General features: G+C 74.8%; 16 protein-coding genes and 1 tRNA gene. 9 read left to right on the top strand and 8 right to left on the bottom strand.

The window, feature by feature from the left end:
- The first annotated feature begins 283 nt into the window (after positions 1-283).
- Positions 284-367, top strand: a tRNA-Leu gene (locus AB0D10_RS21915).
- 99 nt (positions 368-466) lie between these two features.
- On the opposite strand, the gene AB0D10_RS21910 is transcribed toward AB0D10_RS21915, so the two are convergent.
- Positions 467-1,612, bottom strand: a complete 1,146-nt coding sequence (locus tag AB0D10_RS21910; RefSeq protein ID WP_360258821.1) for a histidine kinase — start codon at positions 1,610-1,612, stop codon at positions 467-469.
- Positions 1,609-2,259: a response regulator transcription factor gene (locus AB0D10_RS21905; protein WP_360258875.1), complete on the bottom strand. Its 651-nt coding sequence runs from the start codon at positions 2,257-2,259 to the stop codon at positions 1,609-1,611. The genes AB0D10_RS21910 and AB0D10_RS21905 overlap by 4 nt, the downstream gene beginning before the upstream one ends.
- 403 nt (positions 2,260-2,662) lie before the next feature.
- On the opposite strand from AB0D10_RS21905, the gene AB0D10_RS21900 reads away from it, so the two are divergent.
- Positions 2,663-4,432 (top strand): phosphatidylglycerol lysyltransferase domain-containing protein, encoded by a 1,770-nt coding sequence (locus AB0D10_RS21900; RefSeq protein WP_360258872.1) that lies wholly within the window; start codon positions 2,663-2,665, stop codon positions 4,430-4,432.
- Between the two features lie 313 nt (positions 4,433-4,745).
- Complete coding sequence (locus tag AB0D10_RS21895) at positions 4,746-5,402, top strand: hypothetical protein (protein WP_360258818.1); 657 nt, start codon at positions 4,746-4,748, stop codon at positions 5,400-5,402.
- A 50-nt stretch (positions 5,403-5,452) separates the two neighbouring features.
- Here AB0D10_RS21895 and AB0D10_RS21890 read toward each other — a convergent pair whose 3' ends face one another.
- Positions 5,453-8,293, bottom strand: coding sequence for a SpoIIE family protein phosphatase (locus AB0D10_RS21890; protein ID WP_360258815.1), 2,841 nt, complete (start codon positions 8,291-8,293; stop codon positions 5,453-5,455).
- 248 nt (positions 8,294-8,541) lie between these two features.
- Here AB0D10_RS21890 and AB0D10_RS21885 point away from each other — a divergent pair, with 248 nt between their 5' ends.
- The 4 genes from AB0D10_RS21885 to AB0D10_RS21870 all read left to right on the top strand — a co-directional run bounded on the left by AB0D10_RS21885 (position 8,542) and on the right by AB0D10_RS21870 (position 14,054).
- Complete coding sequence (locus tag AB0D10_RS21885) at positions 8,542-9,774, top strand: rhodanese-like domain-containing protein (protein ID WP_360258812.1); 1,233 nt, start codon at positions 8,542-8,544, stop codon at positions 9,772-9,774.
- A 147-nt stretch (positions 9,775-9,921) separates the two neighbouring features.
- Positions 9,922-10,584, top strand: coding sequence for a DUF5819 family protein (locus tag AB0D10_RS21880; protein WP_360258809.1), 663 nt, complete (start codon positions 9,922-9,924; stop codon positions 10,582-10,584).
- A 215-nt stretch (positions 10,585-10,799) separates the two neighbouring features.
- A complete protein-coding gene (locus AB0D10_RS21875) occupies positions 10,800-11,933 on the top strand; it encodes an HTTM domain-containing protein (RefSeq protein ID WP_360258869.1) in 1,134 nt (377 codons plus the stop codon).
- A 9-nt stretch (positions 11,934-11,942) separates the two neighbouring features.
- A complete protein-coding gene (locus AB0D10_RS21870) occupies positions 11,943-14,054 on the top strand; it encodes an FUSC family protein (protein WP_360258806.1) in 2,112 nt (703 codons plus the stop codon).
- 73 nt (positions 14,055-14,127) lie between these two features.
- On the opposite strand, the gene AB0D10_RS21865 is transcribed toward AB0D10_RS21870, so the two are convergent.
- The gene (locus AB0D10_RS21865; RefSeq protein WP_360258803.1) at positions 14,128-14,844 is read right to left on the bottom strand and encodes a hypothetical protein; all 717 of its coding nucleotides are present in this window, start codon (positions 14,842-14,844) and stop codon (positions 14,128-14,130) included.
- 105 nt (positions 14,845-14,949) lie between these two features.
- On the opposite strand from AB0D10_RS21865, the gene AB0D10_RS21860 reads away from it, so the two are divergent.
- Both AB0D10_RS21860 and AB0D10_RS21855 read left to right on the top strand, forming a co-directional pair.
- On the top strand, positions 14,950-15,597 hold the full coding sequence (locus AB0D10_RS21860; protein WP_360258800.1) for a helix-turn-helix domain-containing protein: 648 nt from the start codon (positions 14,950-14,952) through the stop codon (positions 15,595-15,597).
- 5 nt (positions 15,598-15,602) lie between these two features.
- Positions 15,603-16,352: an RNA methyltransferase gene (locus AB0D10_RS21855; RefSeq protein ID WP_360258797.1), complete on the top strand. Its 750-nt coding sequence runs from the start codon at positions 15,603-15,605 to the stop codon at positions 16,350-16,352.
- Positions 16,353-16,399: 47 nt separating this feature from the next.
- On the opposite strand, the gene AB0D10_RS21850 is transcribed toward AB0D10_RS21855, so the two are convergent.
- From AB0D10_RS21850 to AB0D10_RS21835, 4 genes are all read right to left on the bottom strand, one after another.
- A complete protein-coding gene (locus tag AB0D10_RS21850) occupies positions 16,400-17,728 on the bottom strand; it encodes a peptidoglycan-binding protein (protein WP_360258794.1) in 1,329 nt (442 codons plus the stop codon).
- A 262-nt stretch (positions 17,729-17,990) separates the two neighbouring features.
- A complete protein-coding gene (locus AB0D10_RS21845) occupies positions 17,991-18,902 on the bottom strand; it encodes a pyridoxamine 5'-phosphate oxidase family protein (RefSeq protein WP_360258791.1) in 912 nt (303 codons plus the stop codon).
- 120 nt (positions 18,903-19,022) lie between these two features.
- The gene (locus AB0D10_RS21840; RefSeq protein ID WP_360258788.1) at positions 19,023-19,493 is read right to left on the bottom strand and encodes a VOC family protein; all 471 of its coding nucleotides are present in this window, start codon (positions 19,491-19,493) and stop codon (positions 19,023-19,025) included.
- 195 nt (positions 19,494-19,688) lie between these two features.
- Positions 19,689-20,741, bottom strand: a complete 1,053-nt coding sequence (locus AB0D10_RS21835; protein WP_360258785.1) for an XRE family transcriptional regulator — start codon at positions 20,739-20,741, stop codon at positions 19,689-19,691.
- Positions 20,742-20,948 lie beyond the last annotated feature (207 nt).

Raw genomic sequence — 20,948 nt, 5'->3', positions numbered from 1 at the left:
TGCCCGGGGGTGGGCTCGGACACACAGGGTGACGCATTTCGGGTACGGCACGCCAGGTGTGCTTGTCGGAGCGGCCGCCCGTCCCTCGTGCACGCGTTCGTCGGGCATCCGTTCGGGTGCGGTGGGTCTCGCCGGAGAAGCGATTCGGAGCAGCCCCCGGGGCCGTGCTAATGTTTTCCACGTCGGAAGGGCCGCCCGGAAGGGAGGCCGGTCCAAAGAAGCGCGAAGGTCTCATGGTACCGAGCGGTTCGGAAGATCGGTCGGCAACGAGGACAACACCCATGCGCGGGTGGCGGAATAGGCAGACGCGCTGGATTCAGGTTCCAGTGCCCGAAAGGGCGTGGGGGTTCAACTCCCCCCTCGCGCACAGCGAAGCCCCGCAGATCTACGGATCTGCGGGGCTTTCTCGTTTCCCGGTCCGTTCCTCTCCCGGCCCGTTCTCCGGTGTCGGCCGGGGCCCGGCGGATCAGGAGCCGGTGGCGGGGAGCTCGGCGCGGACCTCGAAGCCGCCGTCCTGGGTGGGGCCGGCGGTCAGGGTGCCGCCCAGCAACTGGGCGCGCTCGCGCAGGCCGACCAGGCCGTGGCCGCCGCCCGGGAGGGTCTCGGCCGGGTGGACCGGCGGGGCGTCGTTGCGCACCTCGACCCGCAGCCGGCGGCCCTTCGCCCGGACCTTCACGTGCACTGCCGCCTCCGGGGCGTACTTGGTGATGTTGGTGAGCGCCTCCTGCACGGTGCGGTAGGCGGCCCGCTGCACCGCCTCCGGCCACGGGCGGTCGCCCGGGTTCAGTTCGGCCTCGGCGGCCAGGCCGCTCTCCTCGATCAGCCGGGGCAGGTCGGCCAGCCGGGGCTGCGGGGCGAGCGGGGCGTCCGGCAGCCCGCCGGTGCCCCGCAGCACCCCGACCATCTGACGCAGTTCGTCGAGGGTCCGTACGGACAGTTCGCGGATGGTGCGGGCGGTGGTCACGGCGGCCGGGTCGGTGGTGCTGACCTGCAGCGCGCCGGCCTGGATGCTGATCAGGCTGACCTGGTGGGAGACCACGTCGTGCATCTCCCGGGCGAGCCGGCCGCGCTCGGTGATCAGCACCCGCTCGGCCAGCAGTCGGCTCTCCCGCTCCTGGCCTCGGGTCAGCTCGTCCAGGCGGGCGGCCAGCTCGCGCCGGGTGCGGGCGAGCAGGCCGGTGGCGGCCGGGCCGGCGGCCAGCATCACGGCCTGGATGGCGTCGAGGGCGCTGGCCCGGCTCAGGGCGATGACGTCGTCGGGCAGCGGCCAGTGGAAGAACTCGACCAGGGTGAACAGGACGCCGCAGGGGATCACGATCCGGGGGCGGGGGCGTTCGGCGGCCACGGTGTAGACGGCGGTGATCGGGGCCAGCCAGATCTCGTCCACCCAGCTGCCGGGCATGGTGAGCAGCAGCACCGTGACCGGGAAGCGGCGGCGCCAGAACAGGGAGACGGCGGCCAGCGTGGACAGCGTCATCTGCCACCAGGTGGCGTCCCGGGCCACCAGGGCGGCGTCCAGCAGGGAGTACAGGACGGGCAGCAGCAGCATCAGCCAGGGCGCGGTGCACCAGGCCGGCAGCCGTCTGGACGGCAGCTGGTCGGCGGTCGTCATGCCCCGTCGCCGGGCTTGGGCCGGACCAGCCCGGCCCGGTGGGCGACGACGGCGGCCTGCACCCGGTTGGCGGCGCCGAGCTTGCCGAGGATCGCGCTGATGTGGTCCTTGACGGTGCCGGTGCCGAGGAAGAGGCGGTCGGCGATCTCGGCGTTGGACAGGCCCTCGCCGAGCAGCGCGAGGACGTCGAGTTCCCGGCCGGTGAGGGTGCGGGCGAGCGCGGTCGCCTCGGCGTCCGGGCCGCCGCCGTCCACGTAGCCGCCGATCACCGTGCGGGTGACGGTCGGGGAGAGGATGTTGCCGCCGGCCGCGAGCACCCGGACGGCGTGCACCAGCTGCTCGGGGGCGGTGTCCTTGAGCAGGAAGCCCGAGGCGCCGGCCCGCAGCGCGGTGCCGATGTACTCGTCGGTGTCGAAGGTGGTGAGCATCGCCACGGCGGGCGGGTCGGGCAGGGCGCGCAGCCGGCGCAGCACCGAGATGCCGTCGAGGTCGGGCATCCGGATGTCGAGCAGCACCACGTGCGGGCGCAGGCGCTGGACGTGCTCCTCGGCCTGCCCGCCGGAGCAGTCGCCGACCACTTCCAGGTCGGGGGCGGAGCCGACGATCAGGCCGAGGCCGGAGCGGACCAGGATCTCGTCGTCGACGATCAGCACGCGGGTCGTGGTGATGGTGCCTCCTCGGTTCGGGCGGCCGGGTGGGGGCGGTCCGCGTGGGTCGTTTCCGAGGGTAGGGGTAGCCGGGGCGGGGCGCCGAACGCCCGGGGGGTGGCAACCCCCGCCGTTCGGCGGGGGTTGGAATCCGCTACCCGGTTCACGTAATTCTCAGGCTTCGTGGGGAACCATGGAGTTGGCTGACTCTTTCCGGCTCGCCTCGCCCACCTGGGCGGACGGCCGGGCGGGCGTCGCCGGTCAGTCCGTCGGGCCCGTGCGGGCGCCCGCCGCCGGGCCGTACGCGGATGCGCCCCACCATCTGATCGTTTGGAATTGAGCTGTGTCGTCCACTGTGAAGTCGGAGCCGTCCGCCACGTCCCCCGGGCCCCACCCCGACGGGGTGCTCGACCGCTGGCGCCCGAGGGCCGCCGCGGCCTCCGTCTGGTACCTGCGGCTGATCGCGCTGCTGAACGTGGCGACGGTGCTGCTGGTGCCCTTCCGCAACCAGGTCAGCGAGCACAACGAGGGTGAGTACTTCACCCCGTACCTGATGACCTCGGGCCTGGCCAGCGCCGTGCTCTCGGTCTTCCTCGCCGTCGCCATGAGGCGGCGCAAGCGGGCCGCGTGGATCTTCAACGCGGCGCTCGGCGGCCTGTTCGCGCTGCTGTACCTGGCGCTCATGCTCGTGCCGGGCGGGCGGTTCTACCAGCACCCGCTCAACTACTTCTCCACCATCCTGACCTGCCTGTTCGTCCTGGCGCTGCTGATCGGGCGCAAGGAGTTCACGTCCAAGGGCGACAGCTCCAACCCGAAGACCGCGGCGGCCACCTTCGTCGGCGGCCTGCTGTTCGGCGGCGGGGTCGGCGCGCTGCTGGTCTGGGCGACGAACGACCTGAAGGGGGCGGACTTCTGGGACCTCTTCCGGTACTCGGTCGGCCGGATGATCACCATCACCCCGTCCGAGCACCTGCGTTCCGTGATCGCCGCGCCGACCTGGGTGAACGCCGCGATCAACGCCATGGGCGGGGCGCTCTTCCTGCTGGTGCTGTACGTGGCCTTCCGCAGCCCGCGGGGCACCGAGCTGCTGACCGCGGAGGACGAGGCGAAGCTGCGCGGACTGCTCGACAAGCAGGGCGAGCGCGACTCCCTCGGCTACTTCGCGCTGCGCCGGGACAAGGCCGTGATCTTCTCCCCCAGCGGCAAGGCGGCGGTCACCTACCGGGTGATCGGCGGCGTCTCGCTCGCCTCGGGCGACCCGATCGGCGACCCGGAGGCCTGGCCGGGGGCGATCGACGCCTGGCTGTCCGAAGCCCGTGAGCACGCCTGGGCACCGGCCGTGATGGGCGCCTCCGAGGAGGCCGGGGTGATCTACGCCCGGCACGGGCTGGACGCGCTGGAGCTGGGGGACGAGGCGATCGTCGAACTGGACGAGTTCTCGCTGGACGGCCGCGCGATGCGGGTCGTCCGGCAGGCGTACAACCGGGTCAAGCGGGCCGGGTACACGGTGCGGATCCGCCGCCACGAGGACATCTCGGAGGCGGAGATGGCCGAGCTGGTGGCCAAGGCCGACGAGTGGCGCGACGGGGCGACCGAGCGCGGCTTCTCGATGGCGCTCGGCCGGCTCGGCGACCCGGGCGACGGCCGCTGCGTGATGCTGGAGTGCAGCGACGGCGACGGCGAGCTCAAGGCGCTGCTGAGCTTCGTCCCGTGGGGCCCGGACGGGCTCTCGCTGGACCTGATGCGCCGGGCGCGGGACACCGAGAACGGCCTGATGGAGTTCATGGTGATCGAGCTGCTGCAGCGCGCCGAGGAGGTCGGGCTGAAGCGGGTCTCGCTGAACTTCGCGATGTTCCGCTCCGTTTTCGAGCGCGGTTCGCGCCTGGGCGCGGGCCCGGTGCTGCGGCTGTGGCGTTCGGTCCTCGGATTCTTCTCGCGCTGGTGGCAGATCGAGTCGCTCTACCGGGCGAATGCCAAGTACCGGCCGATCTGGGAGCCGCGTTACCTGCTGTTCGAGAAGAGCAGCGAGATTCCGCGGATCGGCATCGCCAGCGCGCGCGCCGAGGGTTTCATCGTCGCGCCGAGCCTGCCCGCCCTGTTCCGACGCCGACACGCCGGGGCAGCAGTGGTGGCGCCCAGGGTGCCGGTAGCGGCGCGGGACGGGAAGGGGTAGCCCTCCGTCGGGGGGCGGAGGGGGCCGCCCGGTCGAATGGGGGTCCGGAGGGGGGATGGACCTCCCCCCAGAGGATGACCCTTATCCCCATCCGAGCCGATGTGGCTTTGTTAAGAGGCTTCTAATGTTGGAGTAGACGAGAGTTCGGGGATTCGGAGAAACGGTTGTGATTCACAGGACCCACGCGGGGGGCGTGCGAAAGGGGCCGCTGGCGCTAGCCGGAACGGCCGCTGTCGCCGAGTGGGGAACGTTGTCCGTGACGGTTCGGAACGCTGTGGCGCGAAAGAAGTTCGCCGCTGTTCCGTTGGCCACCTTGGCGACGTTTCTGATCCTGCTGTTCAGCATCGTCCAGCACCTGCCGGGCGGTGAGCGTTTCGTCAACCAGATCGGGGTGGTCCGGGCGGCGTTGCCGGTGGAGGTCTCGCTGCTGCGGACCCCGCTGTCGCTGTACGTGCCGGCGCTGGACCTGCCGGTCTGGGGGGCGCTGGCCCAGGTGTTCGTGGTCTTCGCGATCGCCGAGATCGTGCTCGGCCGGCGGATGACCCTGGTGGTCGCGTACGCCTGCACCATGGCGGGCACGCTGTTCGCCCGGGTCGGCGTGGCGATCGGGCCGGACCACCTGTTCGGCTTCCCGAAGTGGGTCGCCTACGTGCGGGACACCGGGCCGTCGGCCGCGGTGGTGGCGCTGGCGATCTGCATCGCCTTCCGGTGCCGGGCCTGGTTCACCGCCGGTCTGGTGGTGGTCCTGATGGTCGGCGAGGCGGTCATGCTGCCGAACCTGGCCGGTCTGGAGCACGTGGTCGCGGTGATCACCGCGCTGCTGATCGCCGTCTCGGTCGAGGTCTTCGGGGACTTCTGGCCGCGGGTGCTGGCCGGGGTCGGCGCCGCCACCTCGGTGGCCGCGGCCGCCTCGCGGGAGGTCGCGGTGGAGGCCCGGCGGCGTCGGCCGGCCGGGGCCGTCGTTCCCTGAGCACCGCCGTCCGTCCCTGACGGCCGCGTACGGGTGTCCGTACGCGGCCGTCAGGCGCGCGGCAGGGGCAGTTCGAACCAGACGACCTTGCCCACCGCCTTGCGGGCGGTGCCCCAGCGCTCGGCGAGCTTGGTGACCAGGGTGAGGCCGCGGCCGGTCTCGCCGAGCTGCTCGGCCGGTTCCAGCGAGGGCAGGTTGTGGTTGTCGTCGCTGACCTCGACCAGCAGCTTGTCCACCCGGATCAGCTGGAGCTGGACGCGGTCCCGGGCGACCCGGACCGCGTTCGTCACCAGCTCGCTGACCAGCAGCTCGGTGGTGTCGCTGATCGCCTCCAGGTGCCAGCCGGCCAGCTGCTCGCGGACCAGCGAACGGGCCCGGCGGACCTCGCGGTGGTCCACGGTGAGGTCCCAGGTGGCCACCTCGGAGGGGGCGACCCCGTCGAAGCGGGCCACCAGCAGGGCGACGTCGTCCTTGCGGTCGTCGGTGTGCAGCCGCCGCAGCACCTCGTCGCAGGCCTGCTCGGGGCTCTGCTGCGGGTCGATCAGGTTGCCGCAGAGCGCGGCCAGCCCGGCTCCTATGTCCCCGCCCCGGACCTCGACCAGGCCGTCGGTGCACAGCACCAGCATCGAGCCGTCCGAGACGTCGATGGTCTTGGCGACGAAGGGCACCCCGCCGACGCCGATCGGCGCACCGGCCGGGATCTCCAGCAGCTCCCCGGTGCCGTCGGGGTGGACCAGGACGGGCGGGACGTGGCCGGCGCTGGCCAGCTCGCAGGTCCGGTTGATCGGGTCGTAGACCGCGTAGAGGCAGGTCGCGAGGTGGTCGTCGCCGAGCTTGTGGGCCAGGTTGTCCAGGTGGCGCAGCAGCTGGCCGGGTGGCAGGTCCAGGGCGGCGAGGGTCTGCATGGCCGTGCGGAAGCGGCCCATCGCGGCCGCCGAGTGGATGCCGTGGCCCATCACGTCGCCGACCACCAGGGCGACCCGGCTGCCGGGCAGCTGGATCGCGTCGAACCAGTCGCCGCCGACCTCGGCCTTGGGATCGCCGGGCAGGTAGCGGTGGGCGATCTGCACGCCGGGGATCTGCGGCGGGCGGGTCGGGATCATCGAGCGCTGCAGGGTGGTGGCGACCCTCGCCTCGGCGCGGTGCAGCCTGGCGTTGTCCAGCGACAGCGCGGCGCGGACGGCCAGTTCCTTGAGGGTCGCCGCGTCGCTCTCGTCGAATGGGGCGCGGTCGGGCAGCCGGAGCAGCTTGAGGATGCCCAGCACGGTGCCCCGGGCGGAGAGCGGGACGACCAGCATCGAGCGGCCGGAGACCACCGGGGCCAGCCGGACGCCGCCGAGCGCGATCGCGTAGTCGACCGCGACGTCCGCACTGACCACCGGGACCAGCACCGGCTGGTTCAGTTGCAGGGCCATCCCGGGCGGGGTGCGGCGCGGCATGCTGACCAGCGAACCCTCGGTGAGGACGTGCTCCCAGGCGCCGCCGGTCTCGTTGTGGACCAGGGCGACCCGGCGCAGCATGGTGTCGTCGTCCGGGCGGGCGACCGGCAGCTCGGAGTCCGAGATCAGCCCGTCCACCAGGTCCACGCAGGCGAAGTCGGCGACCCGGGGGACCAGCACCTTGCACAGCTCGTGGGCGGTGAAGCCGAGGTCGAGGGTGGTGCCGACCTTGCCGCCGACCTCGTTCAGCAGGGCCAGCTGCTCGCCGGCCTGTCCGTTGGTGAGGAACGGGCCGAGCCGCCCGCTCGGCGGGGGCTCGGCGCTCGCGGGGGCCGGAACCGGGACGGGCGCGGCGGGGGCGTCCGGTGCCCGGTCGGCGCGGGGCGGCGGGTGGCCGTTGGCGGCCGACCCGACGGGGGCTCGGTCGATGGCGGCACCTCCTCCGGTGGGTGGGGGGACCTCCCGGCCGGAGGCCGGCGGGGGGACGGACGGACCGGCGCCGGCCGCGGCACCGCTGACGGCGGCGACCGGCCGGGAGACCGGGAGTTCGGCGGCGTCGTGCCGGTCGGCCCCGCTGTGGTCGGCGTCGTCCCCGGTGGCCTCGCGCTGGGCCGGGAGCGGCGCGGCCGGGCGGCGGCCGGGCGCGGTCTGCTCGGGCTGCGGCGGCGGGCCGACCCGGGCGGCGCGCTGCTGCGGCGTCGGGTAGCGGCGGCCGAGGCCGGCGGCCGCGTGCGCCGTCCCGCTCTGCGCGTCGGCGGGCAGCACCGGCAGCACGGTGACCGCGTCCAGCCGCAGGGCGGGCGGTCCGCCGAGTCCGACCGCGGTCAGCATCGCCGCGCGGTGGGCGGCCGGGAGCAGCCGGGCCAAGGGCTCGGGCACCCGGTCGGTGGGCGCGGTGAGCGCCGCGGCCAGCCCGTGGAAGCCGCCCCGGGCGGCGGGTGCGGCGGAGAACGGCAGCAGCCGCTCGCCGATCGCGAGCCGGGGGCCGGCCGTGCGCAGCGGACGGGCGTCGGCGGCCAGCGCGAGCAGCCCGCCGGACGGGCCGGGCAGCGGGTAGGCCCACCAGAGCACGTCGCGCTGGTGCTCCTCGCGGTCGGTCACGGTCAGCCGGCCGGCCCAGGGGCGGCCGGCTGCGGTCAGCTCGGCGAGGGTGTCGAACGCGTCGCAGGCGCGGCGGACCGAGCACCGGCCGAGCACCCGCGACTCGAAGGCGGGCAGCAGGCCGGAGGCGGGGCGGTCGTGGGCGACCTCGGCGCGGTGGCCGAACAGTTCCTCGGCGGCTCGGCCCCACTGCGCGATCCGGCCGGACCGGTCGACCTGGACGAGGGCGAGCCGGACCAGGGCGGCCACGCCCGCCGGGTGGTCGCCCGGTGCGGGTCCGTCGGCCGCCGGATGCGGTGTTGAGTTGGACTCGGCCACCATGGATTCGGTCTGCTCCCGCCTGGCCGCCACGCCTGGAGGCGGCCGTTCCTCCGGAGGAAGGCACGCTGTGCGGATACCAGCGAAGCACGGACCGGGCCGGGCTTGATACCGAAACGGAGAGATTCCTCAGTTTCGGTTGCGTGTCTCGGGGCGCGCGCCGGTCCGCACCTCCGGTTCACCCGGACGGGGCTTCCGCACGCGGCGGTAGGGTGGCAGGCCGGGCCGCCGGTGCGGCGGACCCGCAGGACGCAGCCGGCCGGACGAGACAGAGGCGAGAAGTGAGCGCGCAGAGCCCCGCCCGCTGGACGGACCCGGAGCAGCAGCAGCTGGAGGAGCGGGTCGCCGCCGCCGAGCTCGCCTGGCTGAGCATGGACGTGGACGTGCAGACGCTGCGCGTCGAGATCGACAACTTCGCCCTGATCCACCATCAGCTGCTCGGCCCGCTGTACGCCCGGCTGGACGAGCTGGACGCGCTGGTCGCCGAGGCGGTAGCGGCCCGCACCGGTCTGCCCGAGGACCTGCGCCGGGCCGCCGAGGCCCGCCGCCAGGTCGAGGAACTGCCCGACTTGGACGCCCTGTTCGACTCCGTGCAGGAGCAGCGGGAGCAGTCCGGCAAGGGGGAGGAGGCGGCCCCGCCGCCGCCCGCCGCGCCGGCCCGGGTGCGGCCCGGCAAGGAGGCCCAGCGGGTCTACCGCGAGCTGGTCCGCCGTGCCCACCCCGACCTCACCACCGACCCGGCCGAGCAGGATCGCCGGGCGGCGTTCCTGGTCCGGGTCAACGAGGCCTACGCGCTCGGGGACGCCGCCGCGCTGGAGGGCCTGTCCGCCGAGTGGTCCACCGCGCCGGAGGCCGCGCCCGCCGTCGACTCCCCCGACCGGTCGGACTGGCTGCACCGGCGGCTGGACTGGCTGACCGACAAGATCGCCCGGACCGCCGCCGAGCAGGTCCGGCTGGAGCAGACCCCGATGGGGCAGCTGCTCGCCCTCGCCCCGCAGGACCCGGACCGGCTGCTGGAGCAGCTCGCCGAGGAGCTGCTGGCCAAGGCCGCCGACCGGCAGGCCGAGCTGGAACGGCTGCTCGGCGCCCGCGGTCCGGTGGACGGCTCCGGGCCGACGCCGGTGCCAGTGGGCGACAATGGCACGGACCCGACCGACCCGCCTTCCCACGCCCAGGAGAGCCACACGATGTTCGCGCAGATCCCCACCGCCGACGCCGCCGCCGTGCCCGCCGACGCTGCCCTGCTGGACGTGCGCGAGCAGGACGAGTGGGACGCCGGCCACGTGGACGGCGCGCTGCACATCCCGCTGGGCCAGGTGATCGCCCGCCTCGGCGAACTGCCCGAGGAGAAGCTGTACGTGCTCTGCCGGGTCGGCGGCCGCTCCGCGCAGGTCGTCCAGTACCTGGTCCAGCAGGGCCGGGAAGCGGTGAACGTGGACGGCGGGATGTACGCCTGGCAGAGCGCCGGCCGTCCGATGGTGAGCAGCACCGGCCAGGAGGCCTTCGTCCTGTAGGTCCCCGGGCCTGGCCTCCTGGGCCTCCAGGGTTTCCGGGCCTCCTGGCCCGCCGCGGCCCGTCCCGCCCCGTAGGGCAGGATGGGCGCGCGGGCGCGCCGGTACCGGGCCGGGCACCACTTGCCCGCCGACCGGGCTGGGGAGGCCATGACGGAGACGACGGACCGGCCGGCCCGGGGGAGGGCCTGGTCGAGGCCCGCGCAGCTCGTCATCGGCCTCGCGGGGGCGGCACTGATCGGCGGTACCGGGCTGTTCCTCGCCGCGGTGTTCCTGCACGTGGCGCCGGCCAACTCGCTGTCCCGGCAGTACCGGGACGAGATCGACGGCGTGGTCTACCCGGAGTTCGAGCAGAACTGGAAGCTGTTCGCCCCCAACCCGCTGCAGCAGAACGTCAGCCTGGACGCCCAGGTGCGGACCGTCGCGCCCGGCGGGGCGACCAGCACCCGGGACTGGACCGGGCTGACCGCGCGGGACATCGCCGCGATACGGGGCAACCCGGCGCCCAGCCACGTCGACCAGAACCTGCTGCGCCGGGCCTGGGACTTCTACGACGGCTCGCACGACCCTCAGGACGAGGCGCCGACGACCCCGCGCGGCAAGCTCGCCGAGCAGTACCTGAAGCGGATCGCGCTGCAGCGGATCGGCCGGGACGCGGGCGGTGAGCGGATCCTGGAGATCCGGTTCCGGGTGACCACGGCCACCGTCGCGCCGCCGACCTGGAGCGGCGAGGCCGCGCCGCCCGCGGCCAAGGTGCGGGAGCTGCCGTGGTGGCCGGTGGCGGACGAGGACTACCGGGGGCTGCTCGGATGAATGAGGTGTCGGAGCGGGAACCCCGGCCGGAGGGGGCGCCGCCCCCGGTCGGCGCGGTGCCCCCGCACGGCGCGGTGCTGACGGACGGCGTGGTGCCGGGGCCCGGCGCGGTGCTGACGGACGGTGTCCCGGGGCAGGACGGCGCCGGGCAGCCGTCCGTACCCGGGCCGGACCGGCCGGACGCGTCCGCGCCGCGCGGGCCGGGCCCGACCGAACTGCTCGGACGGGCCGTCGAGGCCTTCACCGGTCGGGTGCTGGGGCGCCACCAGGCCGCGGTGGTACGGATCGGCTTCGGACTGGTCTGGCTCGCCTACCTGCTGCGCGAGTGGCCCAACCGCCGGGTGCTGTACGGAGACCGCTCCCCCTGGTCGATGGAGCTCGCCGACCGGCTGCTGGGCGACGACGGGGCGTTCACCGTGCTGCCCTGGTTCGATGGGCGACCCTGGTTCGAACTGGTCTACCACCTGGGGGTGCTGGCGGCCCTCGCCGTGCTGCTGGGCTGGCGGACCAGGGCGAGCACCGTGCTGTTCCTGGTCACCGTGCTGTCGCTGCAGAACCGCGACGTCTTCCTCGGCGACGGCGGCGACAACGTCGTGCACCTGATGGCGGTCTACCTGGTCTTCACCCGCTGCGCCGAGGTCTGGTCGCTGGACGCCCGGCGGGCGCGGACCGGGCGGTCCGGCCGGACCGGGGTGGTGCTCTGGGCCGTGCTCGGGGCCGTCCTGGCGGCCTGTCAGTTCGGCGGCTTCTCCGGCACCGGCCTGACCTGGACCGGCCGGACCTTCCCCTACCTCGGGTGGTCGCCGCTGTTCTGGGGGCTCTGGGCGGTGGCCGGGGTCTGGTGGGTGCTCGGGCGGCTGCGCCCGGACGGCGAACCGCGGGCGGTGCTCGACGCGCTGGCCACCATGGTGCACAACTGCGCGATGCTGGTGATCGCCGTCGAGGTGGTGCTGATCTACGCCACGGCCGGCTGGTACAAGGTGCAGGGTTCGCGCTGGCAGGACGGCACCGCGCTGTATTACCCGCTGCACCTGGACTACTTCACCCCCTGGCCCGGGCTGTCCGCGCTGGTCGGCTCGATGCTGCTGCCGGTCTTCCTGATCTCCTACGGAACCGTGGTCCTGCAGGTGGCCTTCCCGTTCACCCTGCTCGACCGGCGGGTCAAGAACGTGCTGCTGGCCGTCATGGTGCTGGAGCACGTGGGGATCGCGGTGGTCCTCGGGCTGCCGGTGTTCTCGCTCGCGATGATCGCGGCGGACGCGGTGTTCCTGCCGACCGGCGCACTGCTGTGGGCGGCGCGGAGGAGCCGGGTCCTCACGAGCCGGATCCGGTGGAGGCCCGCCCCCTAGGATGTCGTTATGTCCTGGTTCGATGCGCTTCGTGACACCGCGCGGACCGGGCTCACCCTGGACCGGGCGCTCACCGATCCCAAGCGGGCCATGCGCGGAGCGGTCGCCGTGGCGCTGGTGCTCTTCCCGACGCTCGCGCTCGGCGGGGTCTCGCTCGCCACCTCGGCCGCGATGGGGGCGTTCATCGCCGGCTCGGCCACCTTCCAGCGCAGCTTCCGGCCCCGGGCCAGCCTCGCCGTCGCGGCCGGGGCAGGACTCGGGATCAGCACCTTCCTCGGCTACCTGGCGGCCGGCGTCCCCGGCCTGTTCCCGGTGCTGCTCGCGGTGTGGGCCTTCGCCGCCGGGCTGGCCTGGGCGATCGGGCCCACCGCCGGCGTGGTCGCGACCAACACCGTCTCGGTGATGCTGATCGTCGTCCAGCTCCCCGTCAGCGCGGCCGAGGCGCTCGGTCACGGTCTGGTCGCCGCGCTGGGCGGGGTCGTCCAGGCCACCGTCATCACCCTTTGGCCGATCGGGAGTTGGACCGCCCAGCGGGACGCCCTCGCCGACACCTACGCCGAACTGGCCGACTACGCGCGCCGGTTGCGCCAGGACCCGACCGCGCACGTGGACCCGGAACCGTTCATGACCGCCCGGCACGCCTCCGCCGTCACCCCCTGGCAGGACCGCCACCGGCCGGCCGAGCTGCGCGGCCTGCGCGGCCTCGCCGAACGGATCCGGCCCACTCTGGCCGCGCTCGCCGACCCCAAGGTCGGCGCCCCCGGGGAAGGACCGGAACGGGACCGGGCCCGGGAGGTGCTGGCCGCTTCCGCCGAGGTCATGGACGCCCTCGCCCGGGCGATCCGTACCGGCGAGCCGGTCCGGCTCCCCCGGTCCGCGCCCTCACTCTCCCTCGTCCCGCCGGACGACGCGCCCCGATTGCGGGGCGCCGCCCGGCGCTCCGCCCGCCGCCTGGGCGGACTGCTGCGCAAGGCCGCGGACACCCTGGACCGCGGCGACGAGGACACCATCACCACGCCCGTGGTCGCGGCCGGCGGGGCGCTGCACAAGCCGACGATCGGCCGGATGCTGCCGGTCGCGCTGCGGGCCGTGAGCCGTCAGCTGCAGCCGCGCTCGGCGATCTTCCAGCACGCCGTCCGGCTCACCGGGGTGGTCACCGTCGCCTACCTGCTGGCCCGGCTGGCCGGTTTCCACCACGGCTACTGGGCGCCGATGACCGCCGCGATGGTGATGCGGCCGGACTTCGCGCAGACCTACAGCCGGGGCGTCGCCCGGCTCGCCGGGACGGTCGTCGGGGTCGCCGTCTCCACCCTGGTGGTGCAGCTCGCCCACCCCGGGGAGTGGGTGCTGGCCGCGCTGGCGGTGTGCTGCATCGGCGGGGCGTACCTCGCGTTCCGGACCGGGTACGCGCTGACCACCGTCGGGATCTCGACGTACGTGGTGTTCCTGCTCGGGCTGCAGCAGGGCGACCCGCTGGTGACCGCCGTCGAACGGGTCGGGCTGACGCTGCTCGGCGGGTCGATCGCGCTCGTCACGTACGCGCTGTTCCCGACCTGGCAGACCGCCCGGCTCGGGGAGCGGCTCGCCGAGTGGCTGGCGGCGGCCGGGCGGTACGCGGGGGCGGTGATCGCCTGCTACGAGACGCCGGCCGCGCCGCGCGGACGGGCCGTGCGCAGCGCGCTGCTGGACTCCCGGGAGGCGCGGTCCGAGCTGATCCAGGCGATGCAGCGGGCCGACGCCGAACCGGGGCGGCACGAGTCCGGGCTGGCCGATGTGAGCCGGCGCCAGGTCGACCGGGCCCGCGCGGCGGTCGGGCACCTCGGGCGGGCGGCGGTGCTGCTGGAGGCCCACCTGCCGGCGGCGGACGCCGAACCCGTGGCGGGTACGGCGGAGTACGCGGAGGAGTTGCGGCTGGCCACCGCGCTCGCGGCGGGGGCGCTGCTGACGGGCCGGCCGGTGGAGTTCGGGGCGGTGCGGGACGCGCAGGCGCGGCTGGAGGAGCGGCTGGCGCGGTCGCCGGCGGGGGTGCAGCGGGACGTGGTGCGGGCGGGGAGCCGGCTGGTGGAGCAGGCGCTGCGGGACCTGGAGCGGGCGCTGCGGGGGAGCGCGGAGCCGCGGTAGGCGGGCCGCTGGGCGGGCTGCTGGGCCGGCCGCGCCCTGACCGGGGGTGGGCCGGGCGGGGCGCGGGGCGGGGTCAGGCGCGGTGGGCTGCCTCGATCCAGTTGGCGAACTCGCAGGCGAAGTGCCACTGGTGGCCGGTGGCGAGGTGCTCGGGAGCGGCTTCGGGGAACCGGACGGTGAGGCGGATCCGCAGGCCGTCCGGGGTGTCGGCGAACTCGTGCAGGACGTGCAGGACCTCGGTGCCGTCGGCGAGGGTGCCGGTGCCTCCGATGCGGACCGGGAAGGCGGCGTGGTCGGGGGTGTGCTGGTCGGGGGCGTCGTCGGGGGCGTCGTCGTGGAAGCGGAGGAAGAACCGGGCCGGGCCGGTGCCGATGGTCTCGATGATCTCGACCCGGTCGCCGGTGGAGTCGGCCAGGTAGTGCTCGGGGTTGGCGGCGAGCAGGGCGGTGCGATCGCCGGAGTGCAGGCGGCCCTGCCACCAGGTGAGGAAGCGTTCGGCGTCGATACCGGTGGCGGTGAGTTCGGTGACGGCGGTGCGCCGGCGTCCGGCGGAGGCGTGTGCCCAGCCGGCCAGGGCGGTGTCGGCGGCGGTCGTGTCGGCGGCGAGCAGCTCGCGCGTCCGGTCGTCGCCGAGGCGCTGCTTGAGCAGGTGCAGGGCGGCGCGGGCGCGGTCGAGTTCCCAGGCGAGGACGGCCTCGCGGGGGTGGGTGGTGCCGTCGATGTCGGTGCGGACGGCCGGTGCGGTGGTCGGCAGTGCGGTGCCGGTGGTCGGCGGTGCGGTGGTGGTCATGGCGGCACTCCTCGGCAATGGGAACCACGATGCGGAGAGATTTTCTCCGCTTCGCTGGTGACGGTAGCATAGGGGGAGGAAGTTTCTCCGGTTAGGGAGCAGTGGATGAGGTCCGACGCGGAGCGCAGCCGGCGCAGGATCCTGGACGCCGCCTGCGAGGTGTTCCTGGAGCGGGGCCCGGACGCCCCGCTGGACGCGGTGGTCCGCCGGGCCGGGGTCGGCCCGGCCACCCTCTACCGGCGCTTTCCCGACCGCGAGGCCCTGGTCCGCGCACTGGTCGTCGACCTGCTGACCCGGCTCACCGGGGCCGCCGAGGAGGCGCGGCGGACCGAGGAGGACCCGTACCTTGCGCTGCGCCGCTTCGTGCACGCCGCCGCCGACCTGCGGATGGGCGCCGCGATCGTGGTGCTGCTGGAGCACCTGGTGGTGGACGGGGAACTGGTGGCGGTCCGCCGCGGCGCGGTGACCGCAGTCGAGCGGCTGCTGCGGGCCGCGCAGGAGGCCGGGCGGTTGCGCCCCGACGTCGGGACGGGCGACCTGGTGCTGCTCTGCGTGCGGCTGTCCCGTCCGCTGCCGGGCGGGCTGGCCGCGCTCGACGCGGACGGCTCGCTGGTCCACCGTCACCTGGACCTCGCCCTGGCCGGGCTGGCCGCCGCGCCCGACGGCGTGTCCGGCCGGGCGCTCGGTTTCGACGAGGTGATCGCCGCGGCCGGGCGCCCCGGTGAGCCGGCCCCGGAGCGGGTGGCAGAGTGAGCGGAATGGACGACGAGGTGGTGCGGGCGTGGCGGGCCGTCGAGCGGGAGCCGGGGGCGGTGCTGCTGGACGGGTTCCACGCGCTGAAGCACGCGCTGCGGTTCGGCGGTGACGTCCGGCGGGTGCTGACCGCCGACCGGGCCGCGCTGCTGGCGTTGGCCGCCGAGCTGGCCGCGGACGTGGCCCCGGCGCTGGACGGGCTGGCGGTGGAGCTGCCGGAGGCGGCGCTGCGCGCCCTGGCGCCCCGGCTGCACCCGACCGGGGTGATTGCGCTGGCCGTGCGGCCCTCCCCCGAGGCCAACCTGGCCGCCCTGGCCCGGCGGCCGCGCCGGGCACCGGTGGTGCTGCTGGAGAACCCGCGCAACCTGGGCAACGTCGGGGCGGTGATCCGGCTGGCCGCCGGGTTCGGCGCCACCGGCGTGGTGACCACCGGGGACCTGGACCCGTGGCACCCGACCGTGCTGCGTGGCAGCGCGGGCCTGCACTTCGCGACCGCCGTCGAGCGGCTGACCCTGCCGCAGCTGCCCGCCGGGCCGCTGTTCGTGCTGGACCCGGAGGGCGCGGACATCCGCGACCTGCCGTTCCCGGACGACGCGCTGCTCGCCTTCGGCACCGAGCGGCACGGGGTGTCGGCGGAGCTCAGGGCGCGCGCCGACCAGCTGGTCGCGGTGCCGATGCAGCCCGGGGTGTCCAGCTTCAACCTGGCGACCAGCGTCGCGATGGGCCTCTTCCACTGGATGTCCGGGAAGCGCTGAGGCGCGGTGCGCCCGGAGGGGCACAGCGCCCCGGCGGGGCGGGGGCGTCAGGAGAAGAGCCGGCGCCAGGTGTCCGGCCCGGGGTAGCCGTCGGCCTCGGCGCCGCGCCGGCCCAGGGCGAGCTGGAAGGCCTGCACGGCCCGCCGGTCGCTCTCGCTCCAGCGCGGACCGGGGCCGGTGGTGTAGGCGGCGCCGAAGCCCTTGCGGACCAGCTGCTCGCCGAGCAGCCGGACGTGGTCGTTGTCCCGGCACGGGCCGAAGTACTGCGCGCCGGGGAAGGCGGGGGCCCCGGTGGCGGGCGGCGGCGGTGGGGGCAGCGGGGTGCCGGCGTCGATGGTGCGGCCCTTGCCGTTGACCAGGAGGGCCCAGGTGTCCTTGCCGGGGATGCCGTCGGCTTCGCTGCCGCGCCAGCCCTGGGCGAGCTGGAACGCCTGGGTGGCCCTGCGGTCGGCCTCGCCCCAGCGCGGGCCGGGGCCCTCGGCGTAGAAGCGGGCGCCGCCGCGCTGCACCAGCATCCGGCCGAGCCGGGTGACGTACGCGTTGTTCGCGCCGGGGCCGAACCTGTCGGCGCCGGGGAAGGCGGACGGGGAGGGAGCGCCGTCGCTGCTGCCGGACAGGCCGGTGTAGCGGTACGGGACGTAGGAACCGGAGTCGTTCCAGTACGCGTACGGGGTGACGCGCTTCCTGGTGCCGGGCGAGGTCTGCTCGTAGGCCACGTACCTGGTGCGGGAGGAGTCCGTCCAGCCGCCGAAGATCGTCACGTGAGAACCGGCCTGCGGGTCGGCCGGGTCGTTGTGGATCAGCACGTCGCCGGGCTGGAGGTCGTCCTTGCCGATCCGTTCGGCGAAGTCCGGCAGGGTCCAGGTGGTCTGGCTGCTGCCGAGGCCCCAGGCCATCGAGACGAAGCCGGAGCAGTCCTGGCGGTAGCCGTCCGACCAGTAGTGGCCCATGCCGTACGGCACGCTCTGGTCGACCCAGCTCTGCGCGCGCCGGATGATCTGCGCCCGGGTGACCGGCTGGGCGGTGCCGGGGGCAGCGGAGGCGCGGGCGCCGACGGATTTGCCGTAGGGCCCGCTGATCTCGCCCTGGGGGTTCTGCGGCAGGGAGGAGCGGTTGCCGCCCGGGGTGGGGCCGGGGGTGGGGGCCGCGAGGGCCGGGCCGGCGGCGGCCGTCCCGCCGCCGATCGCGGTGCCGACGGCGGCCACCAGCACGGCGGCCCGGCGGCGGAGGCTGCGGGCCGCGGCGTGTCCGCCTTCGTGGACCGGCGCGGCGTGCAGCCGGGCCCGGCGGCGGGCACCGCAGCCCCCGCATATGCAGTCGTCCTCCGGTTCGACCTCGTCGAACTCCATGAGCGGGGACAGGTCGGTGAGGGTCATGCTCCGCCTCTTTCCCGCGGTCGCTCCCGGTCACGGCCTGACGGCGTGACAGGACCGGCCTTCCCGGGCCGGCTCCGCGTGTCATCGGGACCAAAGTCCCAAAGCGGGCGGGGTGCGGCGCGGCGGATTGAGCCGGGAGGGTGACGGCCGTTCGGCTCCCGGGCGTGGCGTCGAGGGGTGGTACCGGGTAGGGCCGGGGTGGGGAAGGCGGCGGGCCGAGGTACGGGCCGAGGCGCGGGCCGAAGCGGGGGCTGAGGCCGGGTCAGCGCGGGATGGCCGGCGAGTACTCCGGGTCAGTCCAGGTCAGCGGGGTGGCGTCGGCGAGTTCGACCACGCCGGTGACGGCCAGTTCGACCATCCGCTCGGCGCCCGGGGCGGACTGCCGGGCCTGCTCCGACCAGTCGGTGCGGGCCTCGCCGGTGACCAGCAGCGCCCCGCCGGTCTCCCAGTCGGGCAGCAGCAGGCCGGCCCGCGGGTCCAGTTCCAGGTTGCCGAGTGTCATGAACATGCTGTTGCCGGGATACTCCGGCCAGCGCAGCCGGTCCGGGGCCACCGCCTCCAGGAAGCCGGGGAAGCCGCCGCGGTGCGAGGCGTCCACGCTGCCGCCCGGCCCGGTGGTGGCGACGAAGAAGGTGTCCGCGGTGGCCGCGGTCAGCCGCTGCGCGGTGGTCAGCCGGGGGCCCGCGGCGACGGCCCGGGGCGGGCCGGCGGCCGGACGGTCCAGCGGGGTGCGGCGCTGGATGTACTTCGGGCAGTTGGAGACCACCTCGTCGGCGCTGATCAGCAGCCCGCCCCGGCCGTCCGGGACGGCGTCGCCGTTGAGCCGCATCCGGCGACGTCCGGCCGGGTCCAGGGCGATGGTGCCGACCTTGGCGGGGCGGGCCAGCGCCCCGGCCAGCGGGTCGTCCCCGGCCGGGCGGGCGGCGACCGACACCGTCCGCTCGTCCGGCGCCCGGAGGAAGCCGGCCGGGCCGGCCAGCTGGGTGGCCCAGACCCGGCCGTCGGGGTCGGCGGCGCCGACGACCAGCATCCGCCGTTCGGTCAGGAAGCGGGCGGCGACCGCCGGGACGGTGCCGCGGATCGACCGTCCGGCGTGGTCGGCCCGTTCGGTCCGGCCGGCCCGGGCCTGGGCGGCCCGCTCGCCGGCGTGGTACGGCGTGCTGGTGGTGGTCATGCCGGTCTTTCCTTCCGGAGGTCGCCCGGACCGGGCGGCGTTCGGTCGTGGGCTCGGTCGAGGGCGTGGCCGGGGCCTGGCGGGGCCTTGTCCGGGCCTGGCCGGGGGCTCGGCGGGGGCTTAGAAGAAGCCGCAGGTCGGGGCGCCGGTGGTGGGGGCGGCGGCCTCGGTCGCGTCCACGCCGGTGCGGGTGTAGACCTCCAGCCGGATGCCGTCCGGGTCGGTGAAGAAGATGCCGCCGGAGGCCGAGCCCTCGTTGTGGGGGACGACGCCGTCGTAGGCGAACCCGGCACCGAGGTCGCGCAGCAGCCGCTCGGTGGCGCGGACTTCGTCGAGGCTCTCGACCTCGAAGGAGAGGTGGTGCAGGCCGGGGTTCGCGGTGGCGAAGCCGCCGGTGCTCTGCTGCCAGAGGGTGACCACCAGGCGGCCGTCGCGGCCGAGCAGGGCGAAGCGGCGGTCGGGGTCGGTGCCCTCGTGGGTGACCTGGAGGCCGAGGACGGCGCGGTAGAAGTCGATCGACCGGGCCAGGTCGGTGACGTTCAGGCCCACGTGGCCGGTCTGCAGGGTGCGGATCGCGGTGGTGCTGGACATGGCTGGTCACTCCAGGGGCCGGTGGTTCCGGTGGGGCCGATGCCTAACCGGTACTCATGAGATTAGGAGTTAGGTGATGCGTCGTCAACCGGTACTGAAGGGAGAAGTGGTTAGCTTTTCGGGCGGGCACGCGAAAGCCCCGCCGGACCTGGCGGTCCGACGGGGCTCGGGAGGGGGCGGCGGGGGCGGGCCGGGCTAGGCCCACTCCCACCGGATGCCGATGTGGCCCGGCTGCTGGTCCGGGGCCAGGACGTGGGCACTTGCTGAAGCCCCGATCCACAGCTGCTCGCGGCGGTGGTCGACGTCGGCACCCGGTTCGCGGTCGTAGCGCTCGCAGTGCGCCGGGACGGCGGCCGGGTCGAAGTGCACCTGCAGCACGTACTCGCGCACCGGGGTGGCGAAGCGGCGGCTGTACTCCAGGGTGGGCCCGCCCGGCGGGATCTCCACCTCGTACTCGAAGACCGTGCTGTCGCCGAGGCCGAGCGGGCGGTCCAGCATCAGCTCGGCGACGGTCAGCCCGACCTCGGGGCGGCGGCGCACCCGGCCCAGCCGGCCGTGCCGCACCGCGGTGATCTCCGGGCAGCCGGTGGCCTCTTCGTCGGCCTTGTGGACGACCAGGCAGCGGCCGACGCCGCCGACGGTGGCGCGCACCACCTGGCGCATCCGCAGCAGGTTGCCGCGCCGCTCGGCGTCCACGTAGTACGAGTCGTGGATGCTCAGGCGCTCCAGCTCGCCGGCCGGCGGGGCGTCCAGCTCCGCGAAGATCGAGGCGATCTCCTGCTCGCCCGGCCAGACGTCCTCCAGTCCGAGGTGCAGGGTGTTGGCCGCGGCGGCCCAGCGGCCGCGCGGGCGCGGCGGGCCGAGCAGGGACGACAGCGCGCTGTGCGGCAGCCCGAGGAGTTCCTCCAGCAGGTGGACGGCGCGCAGCGAGCTGGCCCGCTCGGGCTGGCTCCGGCCGCGCCGCCAGTAACTCAGCGTCGTGACGCTGACCCTGACGCCGCGTTGGGCGAGGGCGGCGCGGATCCGGTCCAGGCTGAGGCCGCTGGCCTCGATGGCCAGGTGCAGGGTGTCCGCGAAGCCGCCGACCGGGGCGAGCCGGCCGGGGTTCGGCGTCGGCGCCGGGGCGGACGGGGGTGTCGGGTTCGGTGCGGGCGGCTGGCCCGCCGCGGGTGCGGGTGGTCCTGGGCGCTCCGTGTGCGACCCGACCAGCCGCAGCCGCGCGGCGTCCTGAGGTTGCTGTGCGGCCATGCGGTGACCCTCCCCACCAGGTGAGTTCGGTGGGACCGGACCGACGCCGGGGCGCGCCTCCAGGGGCTTCACCGAGCTTTGGGGAACCCTATGCACGGTCGAGAGGCTACGTCATCAGTCGTGCGTATGACAGTGGTCACGGCAGGTCGACCGGATGATTAGCGATCTTGAAACAGTGTGGAAACACGGACCTTACCGGGCCCGTCG

It is taken from the genome of Kitasatospora sp. NPDC048545 (genome assembly GCF_040651155.1).
In the GTDB taxonomy this organism is placed as follows: Bacteria; Actinomycetota; Actinomycetes; order Streptomycetales; family Streptomycetaceae; genus Kitasatospora.
The sequence above is the reverse complement of the archived record's forward strand: the minus strand, read 5'-3'. Positions and strand labels throughout refer to the sequence as shown.

Coding starts and splice junctions, on each gene's coding strand:
- AB0D10_RS21865 (WP_360258803.1), bottom strand. CDS start 14,844: ATGACCACCACCGCACCGCCGACCACCGGCACCGCACTGCCGACCACC.
- AB0D10_RS21840 (WP_360258788.1), bottom strand. CDS start 19,493: ATGTCCAGCACCACCGCGATCCGCACCCTGCAGACCGGCCACGTGGGC.
- AB0D10_RS21870 (WP_360258806.1), top strand. CDS start 11,943: ATGTCCTGGTTCGATGCGCTTCGTGACACCGCGCGGACCGGGCTCACC.
- AB0D10_RS21880 (WP_360258809.1), top strand. CDS start 9,922: ATGACGGAGACGACGGACCGGCCGGCCCGGGGGAGGGCCTGGTCGAGG.
- AB0D10_RS21910 (WP_360258821.1), bottom strand. CDS start 1,612: ATGACGACCGCCGACCAGCTGCCGTCCAGACGGCTGCCGGCCTGGTGC.
- AB0D10_RS21835 (WP_360258785.1), bottom strand. CDS start 20,741: ATGGCCGCACAGCAACCTCAGGACGCCGCGCGGCTGCGGCTGGTCGGG.
- AB0D10_RS21855 (WP_360258797.1), top strand. CDS start 15,603: ATGGACGACGAGGTGGTGCGGGCGTGGCGGGCCGTCGAGCGGGAGCCG.
- AB0D10_RS21845 (WP_360258791.1), bottom strand. CDS start 18,902: ATGACCACCACCAGCACGCCGTACCACGCCGGCGAGCGGGCCGCCCAG.
- AB0D10_RS21850 (WP_360258794.1), bottom strand. CDS start 17,728: ATGACCCTCACCGACCTGTCCCCGCTCATGGAGTTCGACGAGGTCGAA.
- AB0D10_RS21860 (WP_360258800.1), top strand. CDS start 14,950: ATGAGGTCCGACGCGGAGCGCAGCCGGCGCAGGATCCTGGACGCCGCC.